Source organism: Cytobacillus sp. GQ23, from assembly GCF_059758675.1.
In genome coordinates this window covers 26,200-47,194 of record NZ_JCAXER010000034.1, presented here as the reverse complement: position 1 = coordinate 47,194, position 20,995 = coordinate 26,200, and the positions used below count along the sequence as shown (strand labels likewise).

At 44.1% G+C, this 20,995-nt stretch carries 19 protein-coding genes and 1 tRNA gene; 19 read left to right on the top strand and 1 reads right to left on the bottom strand.

The window, feature by feature from the left end; all coding sequences use genetic code 11:
- Window positions 1–67 precede the first annotated feature (67 nt).
- The 7 genes from AC6CHU_RS22570 to AC6CHU_RS22540 all read left to right on the top strand — a co-directional run bounded on the left by AC6CHU_RS22570 (window position 68) and on the right by AC6CHU_RS22540 (window position 6,688).
- A complete protein-coding gene (locus AC6CHU_RS22570; RefSeq protein WP_498122836.1) occupies window positions 68–1,567 on the top strand; it encodes a tetratricopeptide repeat protein in 1,500 nt (499 codons plus the stop codon).
- A gap of 127 nt (window positions 1,568–1,694) precedes the next feature.
- Window positions 1,695–2,645, top strand: a complete 951-nt coding sequence (gene trxB / locus AC6CHU_RS22565) for a thioredoxin-disulfide reductase (protein ID WP_159863677.1) — start codon at window positions 1,695–1,697, stop codon at window positions 2,643–2,645.
- A 332-nt stretch (window positions 2,646–2,977) separates the two neighbouring features.
- Window positions 2,978–3,436, top strand: a complete 459-nt coding sequence (locus tag AC6CHU_RS22560; protein WP_159863919.1) for an 8-oxo-dGTP diphosphatase — start codon at window positions 2,978–2,980, stop codon at window positions 3,434–3,436.
- A 27-nt stretch (window positions 3,437–3,463) separates the two neighbouring features.
- Window positions 3,464–4,357, top strand: coding sequence for an RNase adapter RapZ (rapZ, locus tag AC6CHU_RS22555; protein ID WP_159863676.1), 894 nt, complete (start codon window positions 3,464–3,466; stop codon window positions 4,355–4,357).
- Window positions 4,354–5,331 carry a gluconeogenesis morphogenetic factor MgfK gene (mgfK, locus tag AC6CHU_RS22550; RefSeq protein WP_251284513.1) on the top strand — a complete coding sequence of 326 codons (978 nt, stop codon included), beginning with the start codon at window positions 4,354–4,356 and terminating at the stop codon, window positions 5,329–5,331. Before rapZ ends, mgfK begins: the two co-directional genes overlap by 4 nt.
- A gap of 119 nt (window positions 5,332–5,450) precedes the next feature.
- Window positions 5,451–6,401, top strand: a complete 951-nt coding sequence (gene whiA / locus AC6CHU_RS22545; RefSeq protein ID WP_251284512.1) for a DNA-binding protein WhiA — start codon at window positions 5,451–5,453, stop codon at window positions 6,399–6,401.
- Between the two features lie 29 nt (window positions 6,402–6,430).
- Window positions 6,431–6,688 carry an HPr family phosphocarrier protein gene (locus tag AC6CHU_RS22540; RefSeq protein WP_009331822.1) on the top strand — a complete coding sequence of 86 codons (258 nt, stop codon included), beginning with the start codon at window positions 6,431–6,433 and terminating at the stop codon, window positions 6,686–6,688.
- 42 nt (window positions 6,689–6,730) lie between these two features.
- On the opposite strand, the gene clpP is transcribed toward AC6CHU_RS22540, so the two are convergent.
- The gene (gene clpP / locus AC6CHU_RS22535) at window positions 6,731–7,336 is read right to left on the bottom strand and encodes an ATP-dependent Clp endopeptidase proteolytic subunit ClpP (RefSeq protein WP_035329290.1); all 606 of its coding nucleotides are present in this window, start codon (window positions 7,334–7,336) and stop codon (window positions 6,731–6,733) included.
- A gap of 306 nt (window positions 7,337–7,642) precedes the next feature.
- Between clpP and AC6CHU_RS22530 the strand changes: the two genes are divergently transcribed.
- From AC6CHU_RS22530 to rnr, 12 genes are all read left to right on the top strand, one after another.
- Window positions 7,643–7,714: transfer RNA gene (locus AC6CHU_RS22530), tRNA-Arg, on the top strand.
- A gap of 331 nt (window positions 7,715–8,045) precedes the next feature.
- Window positions 8,046–9,377, top strand: a complete 1,332-nt coding sequence (gene rpoN, locus AC6CHU_RS22525; protein WP_498122835.1) for an RNA polymerase factor sigma-54 — start codon at window positions 8,046–8,048, stop codon at window positions 9,375–9,377.
- A 17-nt stretch (window positions 9,378–9,394) separates the two neighbouring features.
- Entirely contained in the window at window positions 9,395–9,643 is a 249-nt protein-coding gene (locus AC6CHU_RS22520; RefSeq protein ID WP_159863673.1) for a glutaredoxin family protein, read from the top strand.
- A gap of 135 nt (window positions 9,644–9,778) precedes the next feature.
- Window positions 9,779–10,801, top strand: a complete 1,023-nt coding sequence (locus AC6CHU_RS22515) for a sugar-binding transcriptional regulator (RefSeq protein WP_251284509.1) — start codon at window positions 9,779–9,781, stop codon at window positions 10,799–10,801.
- Between the two features lie 45 nt (window positions 10,802–10,846).
- Complete coding sequence (gap, locus tag AC6CHU_RS22510; protein ID WP_159863672.1) at window positions 10,847–11,854, top strand: type I glyceraldehyde-3-phosphate dehydrogenase; 1,008 nt, start codon at window positions 10,847–10,849, stop codon at window positions 11,852–11,854.
- A 257-nt stretch (window positions 11,855–12,111) separates the two neighbouring features.
- On the top strand, window positions 12,112–13,299 hold the full coding sequence (locus tag AC6CHU_RS22505; protein WP_159863671.1) for a phosphoglycerate kinase: 1,188 nt from the start codon (window positions 12,112–12,114) through the stop codon (window positions 13,297–13,299).
- Window positions 13,300–13,362: 63 nt separating this feature from the next.
- Complete coding sequence (gene tpiA, locus AC6CHU_RS22500; RefSeq protein WP_159863670.1) at window positions 13,363–14,124, top strand: triose-phosphate isomerase; 762 nt, start codon at window positions 13,363–13,365, stop codon at window positions 14,122–14,124.
- Window positions 14,117–15,652, top strand: coding sequence for a 2,3-bisphosphoglycerate-independent phosphoglycerate mutase (gene gpmI, locus AC6CHU_RS22495; protein ID WP_498122834.1), 1,536 nt, complete (start codon window positions 14,117–14,119; stop codon window positions 15,650–15,652). The genes tpiA and gpmI overlap by 8 nt, the downstream gene beginning before the upstream one ends.
- Before the next feature lie 57 nt (window positions 15,653–15,709).
- Window positions 15,710–17,005, top strand: a complete 1,296-nt coding sequence (eno, locus tag AC6CHU_RS22490; RefSeq protein WP_159863668.1) for a phosphopyruvate hydratase — start codon at window positions 15,710–15,712, stop codon at window positions 17,003–17,005.
- 355 nt (window positions 17,006–17,360) lie between these two features.
- Window positions 17,361–17,594: a preprotein translocase subunit SecG gene (secG, locus tag AC6CHU_RS22485; protein WP_159863667.1), complete on the top strand. Its 234-nt coding sequence runs from the start codon at window positions 17,361–17,363 to the stop codon at window positions 17,592–17,594.
- A 180-nt stretch (window positions 17,595–17,774) separates the two neighbouring features.
- Window positions 17,775–18,521 (top strand): alpha/beta hydrolase, encoded by a 747-nt coding sequence (locus AC6CHU_RS22480; RefSeq protein WP_159863666.1) that lies wholly within the window; start codon window positions 17,775–17,777, stop codon window positions 18,519–18,521.
- A 33-nt stretch (window positions 18,522–18,554) separates the two neighbouring features.
- Window positions 18,555–20,879, top strand: coding sequence for a ribonuclease R (gene rnr / locus AC6CHU_RS22475; RefSeq protein WP_251284507.1), 2,325 nt, complete (start codon window positions 18,555–18,557; stop codon window positions 20,877–20,879).
- Window positions 20,880–20,995 lie beyond the last annotated feature (116 nt).

Sequence of the window (20,995 nt, the reverse complement as noted above, 5' to 3'; positions counted from 1 at the left end):
CTTCCCTTCTCCCCGGGCTTGTTCGTGTGATATACTACTTTAGTTACTAACATTTATGGAGGATTTCATGAGTAAAGACTCTAAAGCTAGACACCAAAAGGGAAAGTTACTGTCATTTATCCCGAATGGTGAGTACTATTTTTCCAAAGGGATTAAGGCGTACCACCGCAGGGATTTTCATAAAGCGAAGAAATATTTAATGCGGGCTATGCAGCTTGAGCCGGGTGAACCGATGATTGTCTGCCAGCTTGCCATTGTTCACTCAGAAATGGGTGAGTATCAAGAGTCAAATCAGCTGCTCCATATGATATTGGAGGAGCTGGATGAGGATATGGCGGAATGTCATTACTTCCTTGCCAACAACTATGCTCATATGGGCCTCTTTAAAGATGCATATACGCATGCCAATACGTATCTGGATTTGGATCGGGACGGAGAGTTTACGGAAGATACAGAGGATCTGCTGGAGCTTCTCACGCTTGAAGCGGATGAATTGGATGAAGAGCTGTACGAGCAGGATGATTTGATTACGAAGCAGGAACATGCACGGGAATTGCTGGAGTCGGGCCATTTTCCAAAAGCGGTAGAGATTCTGAATGCTGTTATTGATGAGTATCCGGAATATTGGTCTGCATACAATAATTTGGCCCTGGCGTATTTTTACCTGGGAGAAGTGCAAAAGGCATCAGATATTTTAGAGAAGGTGCTGGAGGAAAACTCGGGCAATCTCCATGCACTTTGCAATAAGCTGGTCTTTGCTTTTTACGAGCGGGATTTCAGACAGGTGCGCCTCTTAAAAGAAGCTCTGAAAAAAATTAAGCCGCTTTCGGTTGAACATCAGTTCAAGCTGGGTGCCACTTTTGCTTTGACCGGCGAGTATGAGGCTTCCTTTGCATGGCTTCGCAAGCTTCAGAAAAAAGGCTTTGAAGGGGACGGACCATTTTATTACTGGCTATCCTATTCCGCTTATTTCACTGGACGTGAAGAACTGGCGAAATCAGCATGGAAGAAGGCAATTGAGATCAATCCGGAAAAAGAAGGCTTTGAGCCCTGGAACGATGAAAAAGTAACCGGCAGCGGCTTTGAAGACCATTATTCTTCTATATTGAAAAAGCTGGAAAGCGACTACATTGAAGAGCGGTTATTCGGCCTCTTCCTAACATCCGTATCCAGCAGAAGAGATGAAATCCTCACTTCTGAAGCTATTGTACGAAACAATAAGTTTTCAGCTATGGAGCAGGATTATCTTTCCTTCGTTCAAACAGAGCAGGAAGCGCCTGCTCAGGTTCAGGCTGCGCATGAAACAGCCCAGCTGTTTTATGAAAACTACCACCCGATCGGCACAGTGGAAGCCGGGCTATATTTAATGTGGTTTACTATTTTTGCAGAATTGACCAATAACCGGCAGAATATTAAAAATAAAAATGCTTGGGCGGCAGCCATAGAGTATGTCTGGCATAAGCTTCGGAACGAAAAGGTTTCCCAATCAAAAATTGCCGGAAGATACGGCATTTCCGCTTCGACGATGGGCAAATATGTTAAATCGGTGAACGACCGCCTTCAGTGAGCAGATATTTGGACGAAACACAGGCCAATTTTATAGGATAACAGTAAGAAGGTCATACTATAATATGCGTATTTATAGAGTGTTTTATTTATTAATGGATTTCTGATTACTGAAGGAGTGACTCGCTGTGACTGAAGAAAAAATTTATGACGTCATTATCGCTGGTGCAGGACCGGCAGGAATGACTGCTGCTGTATATACATCCCGTGCAAATTTATCTACTCTCATGATTGAACGCGGTGTTCCGGGCGGACAAATGGCCAATACAGAAGAAGTGGAAAACTATCCTGGATTTGACCATATTTTAGGGCCGGATTTATCTACTAAAATGTTTGATCATGCGAAGAAATTTGGCGCTGAATATGCGTATGGAGATATTAAAGAAATCATTGACGGCGAAGAATACAAAACGGTTGTTGCCGGATCAAAGCAATATAAAGCGCGCTCAGTCATTATTTCCACCGGTGCCGAGTACAAAAAGCTTGGCATTCCTGGAGAGAAAGAGCTTGGAGGACGCGGAGTATCTTATTGTGCGGTCTGTGATGGAGCATTCTTTAAGGGCAAAGAGCTTGTAGTTGTCGGCGGCGGTGACTCCGCTGTTGAGGAAGGCGTATATTTGACGCGTTTTGCCTCTAAAGTGACAATCGTTCATAGACGGGATCAGCTTCGTGCGCAAGCGATTCTGCAGCAGCGTGCATTCGACAATGAAAAAATCGACTTTATCTGGAACACGACAGTGAAGGAAGTCAATGATAAGGACGGAAAAGTAGGCAGTGTAACGCTTGTGTCTGCTGAAACCGGTGAAGAAAGAGAATTCAAGGCAGATGGTGTCTTCATCTATATCGGCATGGTTCCTCTTTCCAAGCCGTTTGAAAGTCTTGGCATCACAAACGGCAATGGTTATATTGAAACAAATGACCGAATGGAAACAAAGGTGGAAGGCGTTTTTGCAGCAGGAGATATCCGCGAAAAATCCCTTCGCCAAATTGTTACAGCTACAGGTGATGGAAGCATCGCTGCTCAAAGCGCCCAGCACTATGTGGAAGAATTGAAAGAAAGCCTGAAAGCGAAGAAATAATTTTTAGAAAAAATAACCGCTTGTAGAAAAGATTAACAAAAAGTCATGCGGTTTTAATTCTCCTGTAACCTTGATGAAATAAAATTCGGGTAATATAGGAATAGAAATTGACCCCCTTTTAAAGATATAATCCTTTTTAAGCACAGGCATATGCCTGTGCTCTTTTTTTTGAGGTGACGATATATTTTAAAGAATGTTTTTGTAAACCTGTATTCATTGTGGCTCTATGACAAAAATAGTATAATGAAATGAATAAGAAACGCACGTTAGCCAGCCTTTGCTTTAAAGAAAATGGCGGCAGCGGTTGATTTTGAAAATAGAGGTGAAATGTGTTGCAGCGAGTCACGAACTGTGTGTTACTAAAAGAAGATAAAGTATTGCTTTTACAAAAGCCGAGAAGAGGCTGGTGGGTGGCTCCGGGCGGAAAGATGGAGCCGGGTGAATCAGTGAGGGACTCGTGCATCCGTGAGTTCAGGGAAGAAACAGGCATCTATCTGCGCAATCCGAATATTAAAGGCATCTTTACGTTTATCATGAAGGATGGCGAAAAGGTTGTGTCGGAGTGGATGATGTTTACTTTTTTGGCTACAGCTTCTGATGGGCTGAATCTGGATGAATCAGAGGAAGGAAAGCTTCGCTGGCATCCGTTTTCAGAGATAAAGAATCTGCCGATGGCTGCCGGTGATTCACATATTTTGGAGTATATGATTCATGGCCAGGGAATGATTTATGGAACATTCACGTATACGCCGGATTTTGAATTGCTTAGTTACAGGCTGGATCCAAGCTGAATTTGACAGATACAGGGGGAAATAAAAATGAGTACGGGTGCAGTTAATGATACTCAAATGGTGATTATTACGGGAATGTCAGGGGCGGGGAAAACAGTAGCGATCCAAAGTTTTGAAGATCTTGGCTTCTTCTGTGTAGACAACTTGCCGCCGACGCTGCTTCCTAAATTCCTTGAACTTATGAAGGAATCAGGGAATAAAATGAATAAGGTGGCATTGGTAATGGATTTGCGCGGCCGTGAGTTTTTTGACCACCTGTTTAAAGCGCTCGATGAATTGTCTGAGACATCCTGGGTCACTCCGCAGATTTTATATCTGGATGCGGATGATTCGACACTTGTCAGAAGGTATAAAGAAACAAGACGATTCCATCCCCTTGCACCTTCAGGATTGCCTCTTGAAGGCATCAAGCTTGAGCGGGAGCTGCTAGAGGAATTAAAAGGCAGGGCCCGGCTGATTTATAATACTTCACAAATGAAACCGAGGGAATTGCGCGAGAAAATTCTTACGGAATTCTCATTAAATAAAAAGACCATCTTTACTGTTAATGTCATGTCTTTTGGCTTTAAGCATGGAATTCCCATTGATGCCGACCTGGTATTCGATGTCCGGTTCCTTCCGAATCCTCATTATATTGAGCATATGAGGCCGAAGACAGGATTAGATGAAGAGGTATCCGCCTATGTGCTGAAATGGACTGAAACCAGTAAATTCCTTGAAAAGGTTACGGAGCTGCTGAGCTTTATGCTTCCGCATTATAAGCGGGAAGGGAAGGCTCAATTGGTTGTGGCAATTGGCTGTACGGGAGGCCAGCACCGTTCTGTAGCGCTGACGGAATATATTGCAGACTACTTCAGCAAGGATTATAATACGGCGATTACCCACCGGGATATCGACAGGAGAAAGGAAAACATCAAATGAACCGACAGCCAAGAATCGTCATCATCGGCGGAGGAACAGGGCTCCCTGTCCTCTTAAGGGGATTGAAGACGTATCCTGTAGATATTACTGCCATTGTGACAGTAGCCGATGATGGCGGCAGCTCAGGAAGATTGCGAAATGATCTTCATATCCCGCCGCCCGGTGACATCCGAAATGTGCTGGCAGCACTTTCAGATGTAGAGCCGCTCATTGAGGAGATGTTTCAGCACCGCTTTGCGACATCTAATGAGTTGTCCGGGCACTCGCTTGGCAATTTAATTCTCGCAGCAATGACCTCGATTACAGGAAACTTTGTTCACGCGATCCAGGAAATGAGCAAGGTCTTAAATGTAAGGGGAAAGGTGCTGCCGGCTGCCAACCAGAGTGTGGTCCTCCATGCTGAGATGGAAGATGGGACCATTGTATCGGGAGAATCTAAGATTCCTTATTCAGGCAAAAAAATTAAGCGGGTGTTTTTAACCCCTAAAAATATTAAAGCCCTTCCTGAATCACTGCAGGCTATTAGACAGGCTGATATGATTATTATTGGACCTGGAAGTTTATATACCAGTATTCTTCCGAATCTGCTTGTTCCTAAGCTGGGAAGGGAAGTCTGTCATTCGAAAGCAAAAAAGGTGTATATATGCAATTTAATGACACAGGCAGGCGAGACGCTCGATTATTCAGCAAGCGATCATGTAAAAGCGCTGTATGATCATATGGGCTGTGATTTTATCAATACCATCCTGGTTAATAATGAAGAGATTCCTGCCCATATTCAGGAGCGGTACAGCGAGGAAATGGCAAGGCCTGTTGTATATGATACAGGTGCTCTTTCCGAATTGGGCCTTAATATTATGCACGGTGAAATTGTCAGCCATGAAGGCGGGATCATTCGGCATGATACAAAAGAAGTTGCCCAAATGCTTTATAATTTAATTTTGCATGAAACCAATAGGCGTTTTAACGCGTAATATAAAGGTGTAAAAGGGCTTTTGTCAGTAAAAAAATAAACTGTGCATACGTTTGCTCAGCGGAGAATATCATTTTATATGTCTCTGGCTCAGCACTTTTACGGATAGGGGGTGAAGGGATGTCTTTCGCTTCGGAAACGAAAAAAGAATTGACGAACCTGGATTTAAAAGACTGCTGCGGCAAAGCGGAATTGTCCGCCTTGATCCGGATGAATGGTTCACTTTCTTTTTCCAGCCGGAAATTGATCGTGGATATACAGACGGAGAATGCAGCCATTGCAAGAAGGATTTATACACTGATTAAAAGGAATTACAGCGTTCAGGTCGAGCTGCTGGTCCGGAAAAAAATGCGGCTGAAAAAGAACAATGTATACATTGTCAGGCTGTCGGAACAGGCCAGCATGATTCTTGATGATCTGAAAATTTTAAGTGAGGGATTTGTTTTTACCCACGATATCTCAAAAGAGCTCATAAAAAAGAAATGCTGTAAGCGTTCTTATCTGCGCGGCGCATTCCTGGCCGGGGGATCGGTTAATAATCCGGAAACCTCTTCCTATCATCTGGAGATTGCTTCACTTTACAAGGAGCATAACGACTCCCTTTGTGAACTGATGAATACGTTCGGGCTGAATAGCAAAACGCTTGAACGGAAAAAAGGCTATATCACCTATTTAAAGGAGGCCGAAAAAATAACGGAGTTTCTGAATATTATCGGGGCGCATGCATCTTTGCTCCGGTTTGAAGACATCCGGATTGTCCGCGATATGAGAAACTCGGTCAATCGACTCGTGAATTGTGAAACAGCGAACTTAAACAAAACAATCGGGGCTGCCCTGCGTCAAGTGGAGAATATCCGGTTTATTGACCAGACAGTTGGACTTCAGGTTCTGCCCGACAAACTGAGGGAAATAGCCGAATTGCGTGTAGCATACCAGGATGTCACCTTAAAGGAGCTTGGGGAAATGGTCTCAGGCGGAAATATCAGCAAATCGGGCATTAATCATAGATTAAGAAAAATAGATGAAATCGCTGAGAAGCTCAGGGCAGGCAGCACCATAGATGCTCACTGACAGAGGCATCGGCAGGGAGGAGATAGACAATGGCAGAAAAACAGGTAGAAGTTAAGCTAAAGACAGGATTGCAGGCCCGTCCGGCAGCATTGTTCGTGCAAGAGGCCAATCGGTTCTCATCCGATATTTTCCTTGAGAAGGATGGGAAGAAGGTAAATGCGAAAAGCATTATGGGACTAATGAGCCTGGCTGTAAGCTCAGGATCAGTTATTACCCTGAAGGCAGAGGGGAACGACGAAAACGAGGCTCTGGAAGCATTGGCAAACTATATTCAGAAGGAAAACTAAAACAACTCGCATCGGAGAGATGCGAGTTGTTTTTTGCTTTTTTTATTTATCCTTCTTCTCATCCAAAGAGTTTCTGGAAATGATTTGGTCTACCAAGCCGTATTCAAGAGCTCTTTCAGCTGTCATAAAGTTATCGCGGTCCGTGTCTTTTGCAATGACTTCAAGCGGCTGTCCAGTACGCTCTGAAAGGATGGTGTTTAATTTTTCGCGAAGGAAAAGGATGCGCTTTGCAGCGATTTCAATTTCAGTCGCTTGTCCCTGTGCACCGCCAAGTGGCTGGTGAATCATAACCTCAGCGTTTGGAAGTGCAAAACGCTTGCCTTTTTCACCTGCTGCAAGAAGGAATGCACCCATTGATGCAGCCATACCGATACAAATGGTTTGTACTTTTGGCTTAATGAATTGCATCGTATCATAAATAGCCATACCAGCTGTAATGCTTCCGCCAGGGCTATTAATGTAAATGGAAATGTCCTTTTCAGGGTTTTCTGCTTCAAGGAATAACAGCTGGGCAACAATGGAGTTGGCCACGTTATCATCAATTGCGCTTCCAAGCATAATGATGCGGTCTTTTAAAAGGCGTGAATAGATATCATAAGCACGCTCCCCGCGATTTGTCTGTTCAATAACTGTAGGGATTAAGTTCATTTTCCAATTCCTCCTTCAAGATAAGGTCAACATACAAGCTGAACAAGCATGTTCTTCCAAGTAAAGAAAATTTTTTAACTCCTATGTATTATCATGATACACTGATGGTCAATTAAGGTCAAACAAATCGCATGCAAATCGCTCTTGATTCGTTCGACACTTTTTTCTGTGCTGTCCTATCTCATTCCATGATACCCATTGTTCCAATTTTTAAAACTAAAAGGAGGCTTGCAAAGTGAATAAACATAGCATATAATTAATTATCGTAGCGGCTGAGCGCTTGGTCAGCCAGTTTAAAACCTATTTGCCCTCGTGGTGCAACGGATAGCACGTGAGATTCCGGTTCTTAAGATGTGGGTTCGATTCCTGCCGAGGGCGCTAACAAAACTCCTTGTCTGATATGGACAGGGAGTTTTTACTTTTTATACTAACCGTAAATAAATTTGGCCAAAGTGCACATAAAAACTTTTATCCGAAAGTAAATTGGCCTTATCCGCAAATAAATCTATAATAGACCTCCTTATCTTTATCTGCATTTCAAAAAAACCATAAAATTCGCAGGTTTCACCATAAAAAATGAATATTCCCCCCTCTGCCATGCATATTGTGAAGTATTCAGAAAGAAGTTCGGTGCGAATGGCGATTGCCAGGAAATTTCCATACAACATTTTGTGTGAATATTGTAAAATGGGGACAGGGGGAATGTATGATGAATTTGAAAGCTGGGTTATGGCAGCAGCAGACAATGAAACTAACGATGACACAGGAGCTGACGCAGGCGATTGCCCTTCTGCAATACAGCACACAGGAGCTTTCTGCTTTCCTGGAAAGCAAAGCGCTTGAAAATCCCCTTTTAAAATTAGAGTCCGGTCATGTCAAAACAATGGATCCCCGCTATGACCGCGTCAAACCGACGAGGATAAAACCCGAAAAAGATAAAATAAATTGGATTGAGCAGATTGGCTGCGGAAAGACTATGATGCTTGATGAACATTTAAAATCCCAGCTTCATTTGAAGTTAAACCGGGATGAACAAAAAGTGATAAAGCATCTTATTGATAGCCTTGATGAAAACGGTTACTTGCGGGCGGATCTAAAAGCTTCGGCCAATGCTCTTAAGGTTCCCCTTGAAAAAGTGGAGCAAATGCTTGAGGAATTGCAGGAACTCGACCCTGCCGGTATTGGTGCAAGAAATCTTCAGGAGTGCCTGTCCCTCCAGATTAAGAGACTGCCGGAAGAGAATGAACTGGCTGAAGTCATTATAGATGAATACTTTACCCTTTTTGCAGAGAAGAAATGGAAAGAAATCGCCAAACAGCTAGGTGTGGAGCTTAAAGACATACAGGCCGTATTCGACCTTGTCCAGACCCTGAATCCAAGACCGGCTTCATCCTTCCAGAGCGAAAAATCCGCCTATATTACTCCGGACGTGATTGTTCAGTGGGATGGCAGCTCTTTTTCCGTCAGTGTGTTTGATGAAGTGCTTCCGAAAATCAGTTTTAATGAACCATATTACAAAAAGTTTTCGGCTGCTGGTGATCGAAATGTCTGCCGCTTCCTGCAGGAAAAGCAGCAGGATTACCAGTGGATTCTTAGAAGCATCGAGCAGAGGAAAGAGACTCTTGCAAATGTAACTCTTAAAATCGTTGAGAAGCAGCAGGACTTTTTTATAAAAGGACCTGCCCATCTGAAGCCGATGACAATGAAGGAAATTTCAGATGAACTCGACATTCATGAATCGACAGTGAGCAGGGCCGTCCGGGAGAAATATGCGCAAACACCATTCGGGACGTTCGAGCTGAGATCGTTCTTTTCCAGCACGATCAAAACAACATCCGATGAAAATACATCATCACAGCAGGTCAAGACGATGATCGGTAAAATGATAGAAAAAGAAAATAAACAAAAGCCGTTATCCGATCAAGAGCTTGTGAAGCTGCTGAAGGAAAATGAGGGAATGGTTGTCAGCAGAAGGACGATTGCTAAATATCGGGATCAGCTGGGCATCCCATCATCTTCCAAACGGAAAAGGTATGATTGACAAAGGAGATTTGCTGATTGAAACAGCCAGAACTAGTGTTTTATACACGCAGCAGATGCCCGCTGTGTGATAAAGCTAAAAGAGTGTTAGCACAACTAAAGAAGGAATATGACTTTAAGTTAATTGAGAAAGATATTGATGAGAGCGATGAGCTGACTGAGAAGTACGGACTCATGATTCCGGTTGTAGAAATTGATGGGCATGAAGTGCAATTCGGGCACATTGACCCCATTACAGTAGGTGAAGCGCTTACAGAAAAAAACTGAGTTTTATCAGTTGATTTCAATACTCACTCTTGCTATTATGAAGGAGAAGCAAGGGTGATTTTTTTTACGGTAAGTGGGACATAATATGTCTATGCGGGACAAAAAATGACCACATATGATGAAGGAGCATTCCGGATGTACTCACTAATAGATATTCAAAAAAGATTATTGCCTGATATGCTTGCGGTTATGCAGAAGCGCTATGGGATTCTTCATTACATAGGGCTGATGGAGCCGGTTGGAAGGAGAAGCCTTGCAGTCAGTCTCGGTTTGACGGAAAGAGTGCTGAGAAGTGAGGTTGAATTTCTAAAAGACCAAAACCTGATCCGCATTTCAAGTACAGGAATGAGTCTTTCTTCCGATGGCAGAGAATTACTTGATGCACTTGATGGAATAATGAGGGATATTTCGGGTATAGCCGTAATGGAGCATGATTTATCCCGAAAGCTTGGCATTCGCCAGACGATCATTGTTTCCGGAGACAGCGATGAATCTCCATGGGTGAAGCAGGAGCTTGGCAGAGCCACTGCAATGTGTATGAAATCAAGGCTCAAAGGAAAAAATATCATCGCAGTTACCGGCGGTTCCACAATGGCAGCCGTAGCAGAGATGCTTACTCCTGATCTTGCTGAACGCGATTGGCTGTTTGTGCCGGCGCGGGGCGGAATAGGCGAAGATGTGAAAAACCAGGCTAACACTATTTGTGCCAAAATGGCTGATCATACTGATTCCAGGCACCGAGTCCTGTATGTGCCAGACCAGGTAAGCAGGGAAATGTATGAAAGCATTATTAAAGAACCCAATATTAAAGAAGTAATCACCCAGATCAAATCGGCAAGCATGGTTTTGCACGGGATTGGGGACGCTATAACAATGGCGGAACGCCGTAAAACCAGTGAAGAAGATCTTGTGAAAATCAAGCAGGCCAAAGCAGTAGGGGAATCATTTGGCTATTACTTCAATGAAGGCGGCGAGGTTGTACATAAGGTTCAGACCATCGGCCTTCAGCTGGATGACCTATCACAAATTGAACATGTCATTGCAGTGGCAGGCGGCTCTACAAAGGCTAAAGCCATCGCTGCATACATGAAACGGGCACCATCCTCTACCATTTTAGTGACAGATGAAGGTGCAGCAAAACAGTTGATAAAAGGGTAATCCCTTTTCAAATATAAAATCTACCTTTTCAAGGAGGAAATAATCATGGCAGTTAAAGTTGGTATTAACGGATTTGGAAGAATCGGGCGCGTTGTTTTCCGTGCAGCTCTTAAAAACCCTAATGTAGAGGTTGTAGCAGTTAATGACCTTACAGATGCAAACATGCTTGCACACCTTTTAAAATATGATTCCGTACACGGAACATTAAATGAAGAAGTAACTGTTGACGGCGACTCTCTAGTTGTTGGCGGCCATAAAGTGAAGGTTCTTGCTGAGCGCGATCCTGCTCAATTAGGATGGGGAGATCTTGGCGTAGAAGTAGTAGTAGAATCAACTGGCCGTTTCACAAAGCGTGCTGACGCTGCGAAACATCTTGAAGCTGGTGCGAAGAAAGTAATCATCTCAGCTCCTGCATCTGATGAAGATATCACAGTTGTTATGGGTGTTAACCATGAGAAATATGATGCTGCAAACCACCATGTAATCTCTAATGCATCTTGTACAACAAACTGCTTGGCTCCATTTGCAAAAGTATTGAACGACAGCTTCGGAATCAAACGCGGTATGATGACAACTGTTCACTCATACACAAATGACCAGCAAATTCTTGACTTGCCGCACAAGGACTACCGCCGTGCACGTGCAGCAGCTGAAAACATCATTCCTACAACTACTGGAGCTGCAAAAGCAGTATCTCTAGTATTGCCTGAACTTAAAGGCAAACTGAACGGTGGAGCTATGCGTGTTCCAACTCCAAACGTTTCTCTTGTTGACCTTGTTGCTGAGCTTGACAAAGACGTAACTGCTGAAGAAGTAAACAATGCACTTAAAGCAGCTGCTGAAGGCGACCTTAAAGGCATCCTTGCTTACAGCGAAGAGCCATTAGTATCTGGAGACTACAACGGAAACCCTGCATCATCTACAATCGATGCACTTTCTACAATGGTTATGGAAGGCAACATGGTAAAAGTAATCTCATGGTATGATAACGAAACTGGTTACTCTAACCGTGTAGTTGACCTTGTTGACTACATCGCTCAAAAAGGACTTTAATCAAAAATATTCGTTTTGCGAAGAGTTCACAAGCTGAATTTTTTCTCTAAAAAAACACCTCATCTTGTTGGATATTCAAATCGCTAACGTCTATAATGGATAAGGGTAAAAGGGGAGCAGGGAAACATTCCCTCTCCCTTTTGTTTTAAGTAAAACTATTTAACTGGGATGGTGCTAAGCCCCGGAACCTGAGGCTTAAGCTTATGAGTCGTCAGGCAGGGCGCTTTTCGCTTTTCTGGTAAGGAGGTCCTTTTGCTATGAACAAAAAAAGCGTTAAAGATGTGGAGTTAAAGGGTAAGCGTGTATTCTGCCGGGTTGATTTCAATGTTCCGATGAAAGAGGGGCAGGTAACAGATGAAACTCGCATCAAAGCAGCTCTTCCAACGATTGAATACTTGATGAACCAGGGTGCAAAAGTAATCTTAGCCAGCCATTTGGGCCGTCCGAAGGGTTCAGTTGTTGAAGAATTGCGTTTAACACCAGTAGCAAAGCGTTTGTCCGAGCTTCTAGGCAAAGAAGTGAAGAAGGCGGATGAAGCATATGGTGATTCTGTAAAAGCTATGGTTGACAAGTTAAGTGAAGGAGATGTTCTGCTTCTTGAAAACGTGCGTTTCTATGCCGGCGAGGAAAAGAATGATCCGGAGCTTGCAAAGGCATTTGCTGAGCTTGCAGATGTGTATGTGAATGATGCATTTGGAGCAGCACACCGTGCCCATGCTTCAACAGAAGGTATTGCTCATCATCTTCCTGCCGTATCAGGACTTTTGATGGAAAAGGAACTTGATGTACTTGGAAAAGCACTTTCCAATCCTGAGCGCCCATTTACAGCTATCATCGGCGGTGCAAAAGTAAAAGATAAGATTGGCGTAATTGAAAACCTTCTTGAAAAAGTAGACAACCTGATCATTGGCGGAGGGCTTGCTTATACCTTTGTAAAAGCTAACGGCCACGAAGTAGGAAAGTCACTTCTTGAAGAAGATAAAATTGACCTTGCAAAATCGTTTATGGAAAAAGCAAAGGAAAAAGGTGTGAACTTCTACATGCCTGTTGACGTTGTGGTTGCAGACGATTTTTCAGAGGAAGCCAATATTAAGACAGTCGCAATTGAAGAAATTCCTTCTGATTGGGAAGCACTTGATATCGGACCTAAAACGCGCGATATCTACAGCGATGTCATCCAGAATTCAAAACTTGTCATTTGGAACGGACCAATGGGTGTGTTCGAATTAAATAAATTTGCAGGCGGTACAAGAGCAGTGGCTGAGGCTTTAGCAGAAGCAAACGATACATATTCAGTCATTGGCGGCGGCGATTCTGCAGCAGCAGTTGAAAAATTCCACCTTGCAGACCGCATGAGCCATATCTCAACAGGCGGCGGCGCTTCCCTTGAATTTATGGAAGGAAAAGCTCTGCCTGGCGTTGTTGCTTTAAACGATAAGCAGTGACAGGCACCACCCGAAATTTGTCGAATACAAGACACTATTAAAATGCATGAAAGGACGTGCACCATGCGCAAACCAATTATTGCTGGAAACTGGAAAATGCATAAAACACTTCCGGAAGCGAAAGTCTTTCTTGAAGAAATCAGTGGCTTAGTGCCTGGGAAAGAGCAGGTAGATACAGTTGTATGTGCACCTGCGCTATTCCTGGAGCGCCTTGCTGAAAGCTCAAAGGGATCCGATGTTGAAATCGGAGCGCAAAACATGCACTTTGAGGAAAGTGGAGCTTTCACAGGCGAAATCAGCCCGGTCGCGCTTGAAGACCTTGGGGTTAAATACGTAATCCTTGGACATTCTGAGCGACGTGAAATGTTTAATGAAACAGACGAGTCCGTTAATAAAAAGACATTGGCTGCATTCAAACACAATTTAACGCCAATCGTTTGTGTCGGCGAATCTTTAGAACAGCGGGAAAATGGCGAAACCATGGACCTAGTAGGCTCTCAGGTTGAGAAGGCCCTGGCTGGCTTAACAGAAGAACAGGTAAAACAAACGGTTATTGCTTATGAGCCAATCTGGGCAATCGGAACAGGCAAATCTTCTACTTCTGCAGATGCGAATGAGGTATGTGCCCATATCCGTTCAGTTGTTGCAAAGCAATTTTCACAGGCTGCAGCAGATGCAGTCCGCATTCAGTACGGCGGCAGTGTAAAGCCTGGAAACATCAAAGAATATATGAGCCAGCCTGATATTGACGGAGCTCTTGTAGGCGGCGCGAGCTTACAGCCTACAGACTTTCTTCAATTATTGGAGGCAGGCAAGAATGAGTAAATCTCCAGTTGCATTAATCATCTTAGATGGTTTCGCATTGCGTGGCGAGCGGATGGGAAATGCCGTTGCCCAGGCAAAGAAACCAAACTTCGAACGCTACTGGAATACCTACCCTAACGCAACGCTGACAGCAAGCGGGGAAGCAGTAGGTCTTCCGGAAGGGCAAATGGGAAACTCTGAAGTAGGACACTTAAACATCGGCGCAGGCCGGATTGTTTATCAGAGTCTTACAAGAGTGAACGTGGCCATTCGTGAAGGGCAGTTTGAGAAAAACGATACTTTCCGTTCTGCGCTTGACCATGTGAAAAAAACTGGCACGGATCTTCATTTGATGGGACTTCTTTCAGATGGAGGCGTTCACAGCCATATTCAGCATTTATTCGCACTGCTTCGCATGGCCGCTGAAGAAGGCGTTAAGAATGTCTATGTTCATGGATTCCTTGATGGACGTGATGTTGGCCCGCAAACGGCAACAGGCTACATTAAAGAAACACAGGAAAAAATGAAGGAGTACGGAGTCGGCAAATTTGCGACGATCTCCGGCCGTTATTATTCGATGGACCGCGACAAACGCTGGGAGCGTGTGGAAAAGTCTTACCGTTCCATGGTGTATGGCGATGGCCCTGCTTATAGCGATCCCCTGGATTTAGTTGAAGATAACTATAAAAATGGTATCTTTGATGAGTTCGTCATTCCATCTGTCATTACAGCAGAAGATGGCAAGCCGGTTGCAACGGTTAAGAAGGATGATGCAGTTATTTTCTATAACTTCCGTCCTGACCGGGCAATTCAGATTTCGAACACTTTTACAAACAAAGACTTCCGTTCCTTTGATAGAGGGCCAGGACATCCGGAGAACTTGTTTTTCGTATGTTTAACCCACTTCAGTGAAACGGTTGACGGATATGTTGCGTTCAAACCGACGAACCTTGATAATACCCTTGGTGAGGTATTGGCGCAAAACGGAAAAAAACAGCTGCGCATTGCAGAAACAGAGAAATACCCTCATGTGACGTTCTTTATGAGCGGCGGACGGGAAGAGAAGTTCCCTGGCGAAGAGCGGATTCTGATCGACTCACCAAAAGTAGCTACCTATGACCTTAAGCCTGAAATGAGTGCTTATGAAGTGACGGACGCGTTGCTGAAGGAAGTAGAAGCTGACAAATTCGATGCGATCATCCTGAACTTTGCCAACCCGGATATGGTGGGGCATTCAGGTATGCTTGAGCCTACAATTAAGGCGGTTGAAACGGTTGACGAATGTCTTGGAAAAATTGTTGACCTGATTATTTCAAAAGGCGGAAAAGCGATCATCACAGCTGACCATGGAAATGCCGACGAGGTTATTACACTGGAAGGCAGTCCGATGACTGCCCACACAACAAATCCGGTTCCGGTCATCGTCACACAGGATGGCTCAGAACTACGAACAGACGGAATTCTAGGAGACCTAGCTCCAACTGTTCTGGACCTGCTTGGACTAGAAAAACCGGCTGAAATGACAGGAACATCATTACTGAAAAAGTGACAGGCACCACCCGAATTTTGTCGAAAATAACTTTTTACCATAAAGGAGAGAATTACTATGCCATTTATCGAACAAGTATACGCACGTGAAGTATTGGATTCCCGCGGTAACCCAACAGTTGAAGTTGAAGTTTTAACAGAGTCAGGATTTTTCGGACGCGCGATTGTTCCTTCTGGAGCATCCACTGGTGAGCACGAAGCAGTAGAGCTTCGTGACGGCGACAAGTCCCGCTACCTTGGAAAAGGTGTTCAAAAAGCGGTAGATAACGTGAACAACCTGATTGCAGAAGCTGTAATCGGCTTGGACGTAACAGACCAGGTTGGCATCGACCGCACAATGATCGCATTAGATGGAACTGAAAACAAAGGCAAGCTTGGCGCTAACGCTATCCTTGGCGTATCTATGGCTTGTGCACATGCAGCTGCTGAGTCTGTAGGACTTCCTTTATACCGTTACCTTGGAGGCTTCAACTCGAAGCAGCTTCCAACACCAATGATGAACATCATCAACGGCGGATCTCATGCTGACAACAATGTGGACTTCCAGGAATTCATGATCATGCCTGTAGGAGCGCCTACTTTCAAAGAAGCTATCCGCATGGGTGCTGAAGTATTCCATTCATTAAAGAAAGTTTTATCTGGCAAAGGACTAAATACAGCTGTAGGTGACGAAGGCGGTTTTGCTCCAAACCTTGGTTCTAACCGTGAAGCGCTTGAAGTTATCATCGAAGCGATCTCTAATGCTGGCTACGAAGCTGGTAAAGATATCTACCTTGCAATGGACGTTGCTTCTTCCGAGTTCTACAACAAAGAAACAGGCAAATACGATCTTGCAGGGGAAGGCCGCACTGGCTTAACTTCTGAAGATATGGTCAACTTCTATGAAGAGCTTGTAAATGAGTTCCCAATCATCTCAATTGAAGATGGTCTTGATGAAAACGACTGGGAAGGCCATAAACTATTAACTGACCGCATTGGCGGAAAAGTTCAGCTTGTTGGTGATGACTTATTCGTTACAAACACGAAGAAGCTTGCTCAAGGTATCGAGCAGGGAGTTGGCAACTCAATCCTGATCAAAGTAAACCAAATCGGTACATTAACTGAAACGTTCGAAGCTATCGAAATGGCAAAGCGTGCAGGCTACACTGCAGTTGTATCTCACCGTTCCGGTGAAACAGAAGACGCGACAATTGCTGACATCGCTGTTGCAACAAACGCTGGCCAAATCAAAACTGGTTCTATGTCACGTACAGACCGTATCGCGAAATACAACCAGCTTCTTCGCATCGAAGACGAGCTTGGCGATTTAGCTGTATACGATGGATTAAAATCTTTCTATAACTTGAGCAAGTAATTTTGCTGTGCAGCCGTCCCGGGTGGGGCGGCTGTTTTTTGATGGGAAAAGGCTCGGAGCTATTTGAACGCATATAAAATTATTTATCCGCACAAAAATTCATGCTTTGCGCACATAAAAAATTTTATCCGCACAAAAAAGGGTGCTGTCCGCACAAAAAACGGTGCTATCCGCACATAAACTAGTTATTCAAGTAAATCTAAAACAGATTTTGAGTGCTTTTGCACGTAAAACCGCCTGAAAGTGCACTATATAGCCCATCCTCTTGTGTCGAGCCTTAAAATTCTATTGTGAATACCACCAAAATGTGATAAATTAAGAATAATGTGATTGTACGTTTTCAGGAGGTGGCTTCATGCATACATTATTGATTACCCTTTTAGTCATTGTTTCGATTGCTCTTATTGTAGTTGTACTCCTTCAGTCTGGTAAAAGCGCAGGTCTTTCCGGTGCCATTTCAGGTGGGGCTGAGCAGCTTTTTGGAAAGCAAAAAGCGAGAGGTATTGATCTGGTTCTTCACCGCGTCACGGTGGTTCTTTCTGTTTTATTCTTTATCCTTACTGTTTTAGTATCTTATTTTGCAATATAAATGAATGCAGCGCCTGGCCTTCAGAAGGTCAGGCTTTTATTTTTTTATTGGCAGATGCCCTTAAGAATGCTTTTTATTGGCATGTTCTCCCTCTGTTTGCTAAAAATAAGGAATGCGGATTCAATCAAACGTTTGATTAATAAAATTATAGGAATTATAAAGGTAAAAGGAGTTTTATCAATGAGAGTTGTTGCACCAAAACCGTTTACATTTGGAAATGGAAAAAGAGCAGTCCTGCTCCTGCATGGCTTTACTGGAAATACAGCAGATGTACGAATGATGGCGAGGTTTCTTGAGACTAAGGGCTACACCTGCCATGCACCGCAATATAAGGGACATGGGGTTCCGCCTGAAGAGCTTGTTCATACAGGCCCGGAAGATTGGTGGAAAGATGTCATGGAAGGGTACGAATTTCTAAAAAACAAGGGACATAATGAAATTGCGGTGGCCGGACTTTCCCTTGGCGGCGTATTTTCCCTTAAATTAGGTTACACTGTACCTGTAAAGGGTATTGTCCCGATGTGCGCACCTATGTACATAAAAAGCGAAGAAGTCATGTATGAAGGAATTCTGAGCTATGCAAGAGAATATAAAAGACTTGAAGGAAAGACGGAAGACCAAATTGAGCAGGAAATGCAAGAGTTTCAGAAAACACCGATGAATACATTAAAGGCACTCCAGGAACTGATCGCGGATGTGCGCAATCATGTGGATATGATTTACTCTCCAACATTTGTTGTACAGGCACGTCATGATCATATGATCAATACCGATAGTGCTAACATCATTTTCAATGAAGTGGAGAATGACTTAAAAAAGCTGAAGTGGTATGAAGAATCCGGGCACGTCATTACTCTTGATAAAGAGCGTGACCAGCTGCATGAAGATGTTTATGAGTTTTTAGAGCAGCTTGATTGGGAAGAATAAAAACAAATAATCTCCCCAAGGAGGGAAGAAGATATGGAAAATAATATACAACAGCTGATCGACAAGCTGCTTCATTACATGAAAGATGAAGCATATAAGCCATTGACGGTCCAGGAGCTGGAGGCTGCATTTGGAATTGAGGATTCCACAGGCTTCAAGGATTTCGTCAAGGCGCTTGTTGTGATGGAGGAAAAAGGGCTTGTCGTCAGAACGAGAAGCAACCGCTATGGCCTCCCGGAAAAAATGAACCTGATCCGCGGGAAGCTTTCCGGCCATGCAAAGGGGTTTGCCTTTGTTATTCCGGAAGAGCAGGGAATGGATGATATATTTATTCCGCCCAATGAAACAAATAATGCCTTAAATGGCGATATTGTTCTTGCCCGTGTGACGACTGAAAGTTCAGGCCAGAGGCGGGAAGGCACGATTGTGCGCATCTTAGAGCGCGGTGTCACACAAATTGTCGGAACCTATACGGAAAGCAAGCATTTTGGATTTGTCATTCCGGATGATAAAAAGTTTGCCAGCGATATTTTTATCCCTAAAGCAGCATCTAAGGGGGCTGTGGAAGGACACAAGGTCGTTGTAAAACTGACGACTTATCCAGAAGGCAGAAAGAGTGCAGAAGGAGAAGTTATCGACATACTTGGGCATAAAAACGATCCGGGTGTGGATATTCTGTCTGTTATTCACAAACATGGCCTTCCGCTTGAGTTTCCGGAAGAGGTGCTTAAGCAGGCCGAGGAAACGCCGGATACGATTGATCCAAGTGAGCTTGAAAACCGCCGTGACTTGAGAAACGAAGTCATTGTCACAATAGACGGTGCAGATGCAAAGGATCTTGACGATGCAGTAATGGTTAAGAAAATGGATAACGGCAATTACAAGCTGGGCGTTCATATTGCCGATGTCACATACTATGTACGTGAGGATTCTCCGATTGACAGGGAAGCTGAGGAGCGGGCAACCTCTGTGTATTTAGTGGACCGGGTCATCCCGATGATACCGCATCGATTATCAAATGGCATTTGCTCATTGAATCCGAAGGTAGACCGGCTTACCCTTTCCTGTGAGATGGAAATCACATCGGATGGGGAAGTGGTGAATCACGAGATTTTCCAGAGTGTGATTAAAACAACGGAGCGAATGACTTATTCAGATGTGAATAAGATCCTGGAAGAGCAGGACGAGGAACTTATCAACAGGTATCAATCTCTTGTGCCGATGTTTGAGCTGATGAAGGAGCTTTCTCTGATCCTTCGTAAAAAAAGAATGCACCGCGGAGCCATCGACTTTGATTTTAAAGAAGCGAAGGTTATTGTGGATGAAGATGGCAACCCGACAGATGTCGCTTTGCGCGAACGCTCGATTGCGGAGCGCCTGATTGAAGAGTTTATGCTGGCAGCGAATGAAACGGTTGCTGAGCACTTCCATTGGATGGATGTGCCGTTTATCTACCGTATTCATGAAGATCCGAAGGAAGATAAGCTCAGAAGATTTTTCGAGTTTATCACAAACTTCGGCTATATTGTAAAAGGAACAGCTAATTCTGTACACCCGCGGGCACTTCAGGAAATTATCGAAGAGGTTCAGGGAAAACCGGAAGAAATGGTTGTAAGTACAGTGATGCTCCGGTCAATGCAGCAGGCGAAGTACTTTGAAGAGAGCCTTGGGCACTTCGGGTTATCAACAGAGTTTTACACACACTTCACATCACCGATCCGCCGTTACCCGGACTTAATTGTCCACAGACTTATCCGCACTTATTTAATTGAAGGTAAGCTGGATCAGGCGACAAGGGAAAAATGGAACGTGCAGCTGCCGGATATTGCGGAGCACTCTTCCAATATGGAACGCCGTGCAGTTGAAGCGGAACGCGAAACAGACGAGCTGAAGAAAGCGGAATATATGGCTGATAAAATCGGCGAGGAATATGATGGGATCATCAGCTCTGTTACAAACTTTGGCATGTTTGTCGAGCTTCCTAACACAATTGAAGGTCTTATCCACGTCAGCTATATGACGGATGATTATTACCGCTATGACGAACGCCAGATGGCAATGATCGGGGAGCGTACGGGTAATGTCTTCCGCATTGGCGACGAGATTACGGTCCGTGTCGTAAATGTTAACAAGGATGAACGCTCGATTGATTTTGAAATCGTCGGCATGAAGGGAACCCGCAGACGGGAAACCCGTGAAGCGCCAAAGGTGTTCAAGACAGGCAGCACAGAGAAAAAGCCTCGCAGAGGGAAGTCTGACCAAGGAAAAGGAAACAGTTCAGGCGGCCCGAGAAAGAAAAAAGAGAAAAAACATTACGAGAATGCGCCGAAAGCAAAGCGGAAGAAAAAGAAGCGTTAAAAAGCGGGAGGGCCTTTGAGGCTCTCTCTTTCCTTCCTGGCAGGGCTCCGCGTTGAGAGGGGCCCGCAATTTTGCTATAATAGAGGAACCGCTAGAGAACGGATGCTGCATTTCCT

What these genes read in the sequence shown, in the direction of transcription:
- AC6CHU_RS22505 (WP_159863671.1), top strand. Translation starts at nt 12,112, where the DNA reads ATGAACAAAAAAAGCGTTAAAGATGTGGAGTTAAAGGGTAAGCGTGTA.
- AC6CHU_RS22570 (WP_498122836.1), top strand. Translation starts at nt 68, where the DNA reads ATGAGTAAAGACTCTAAAGCTAGACACCAAAAGGGAAAGTTACTGTCA.
- whiA (WP_251284512.1), top strand. Translation starts at nt 5,451, where the DNA reads ATGTCTTTCGCTTCGGAAACGAAAAAAGAATTGACGAACCTGGATTTA.
- secG (WP_159863667.1), top strand. Translation starts at nt 17,361, where the DNA reads ATGCATACATTATTGATTACCCTTTTAGTCATTGTTTCGATTGCTCTT.
- eno (WP_159863668.1), top strand. Translation starts at nt 15,710, where the DNA reads ATGCCATTTATCGAACAAGTATACGCACGTGAAGTATTGGATTCCCGC.
- gpmI (WP_498122834.1), top strand. Translation starts at nt 14,117, where the DNA reads ATGAGTAAATCTCCAGTTGCATTAATCATCTTAGATGGTTTCGCATTG.
- AC6CHU_RS22540 (WP_009331822.1), top strand. Translation starts at nt 6,431, where the DNA reads ATGGCAGAAAAACAGGTAGAAGTTAAGCTAAAGACAGGATTGCAGGCC.
- AC6CHU_RS22515 (WP_251284509.1), top strand. Translation starts at nt 9,779, where the DNA reads ATGTACTCACTAATAGATATTCAAAAAAGATTATTGCCTGATATGCTT.
- rnr (WP_251284507.1), top strand. Translation starts at nt 18,555, where the DNA reads ATGGAAAATAATATACAACAGCTGATCGACAAGCTGCTTCATTACATG.
- gap (WP_159863672.1), top strand. Translation starts at nt 10,847, where the DNA reads ATGGCAGTTAAAGTTGGTATTAACGGATTTGGAAGAATCGGGCGCGTT.
- mgfK (WP_251284513.1), top strand. Translation starts at nt 4,354, where the DNA reads ATGAACCGACAGCCAAGAATCGTCATCATCGGCGGAGGAACAGGGCTC.
- clpP (WP_035329290.1), bottom strand. Translation starts at nt 7,336, where the DNA reads ATGAACTTAATCCCTACAGTTATTGAACAGACAAATCGCGGGGAGCGT.
- rpoN (WP_498122835.1), top strand. Translation starts at nt 8,046, where the DNA reads ATGAATTTGAAAGCTGGGTTATGGCAGCAGCAGACAATGAAACTAACG.
- AC6CHU_RS22480 (WP_159863666.1), top strand. Translation starts at nt 17,775, where the DNA reads ATGAGAGTTGTTGCACCAAAACCGTTTACATTTGGAAATGGAAAAAGA.
- rapZ (WP_159863676.1), top strand. Translation starts at nt 3,464, where the DNA reads ATGAGTACGGGTGCAGTTAATGATACTCAAATGGTGATTATTACGGGA.
- tpiA (WP_159863670.1), top strand. Translation starts at nt 13,363, where the DNA reads ATGCGCAAACCAATTATTGCTGGAAACTGGAAAATGCATAAAACACTT.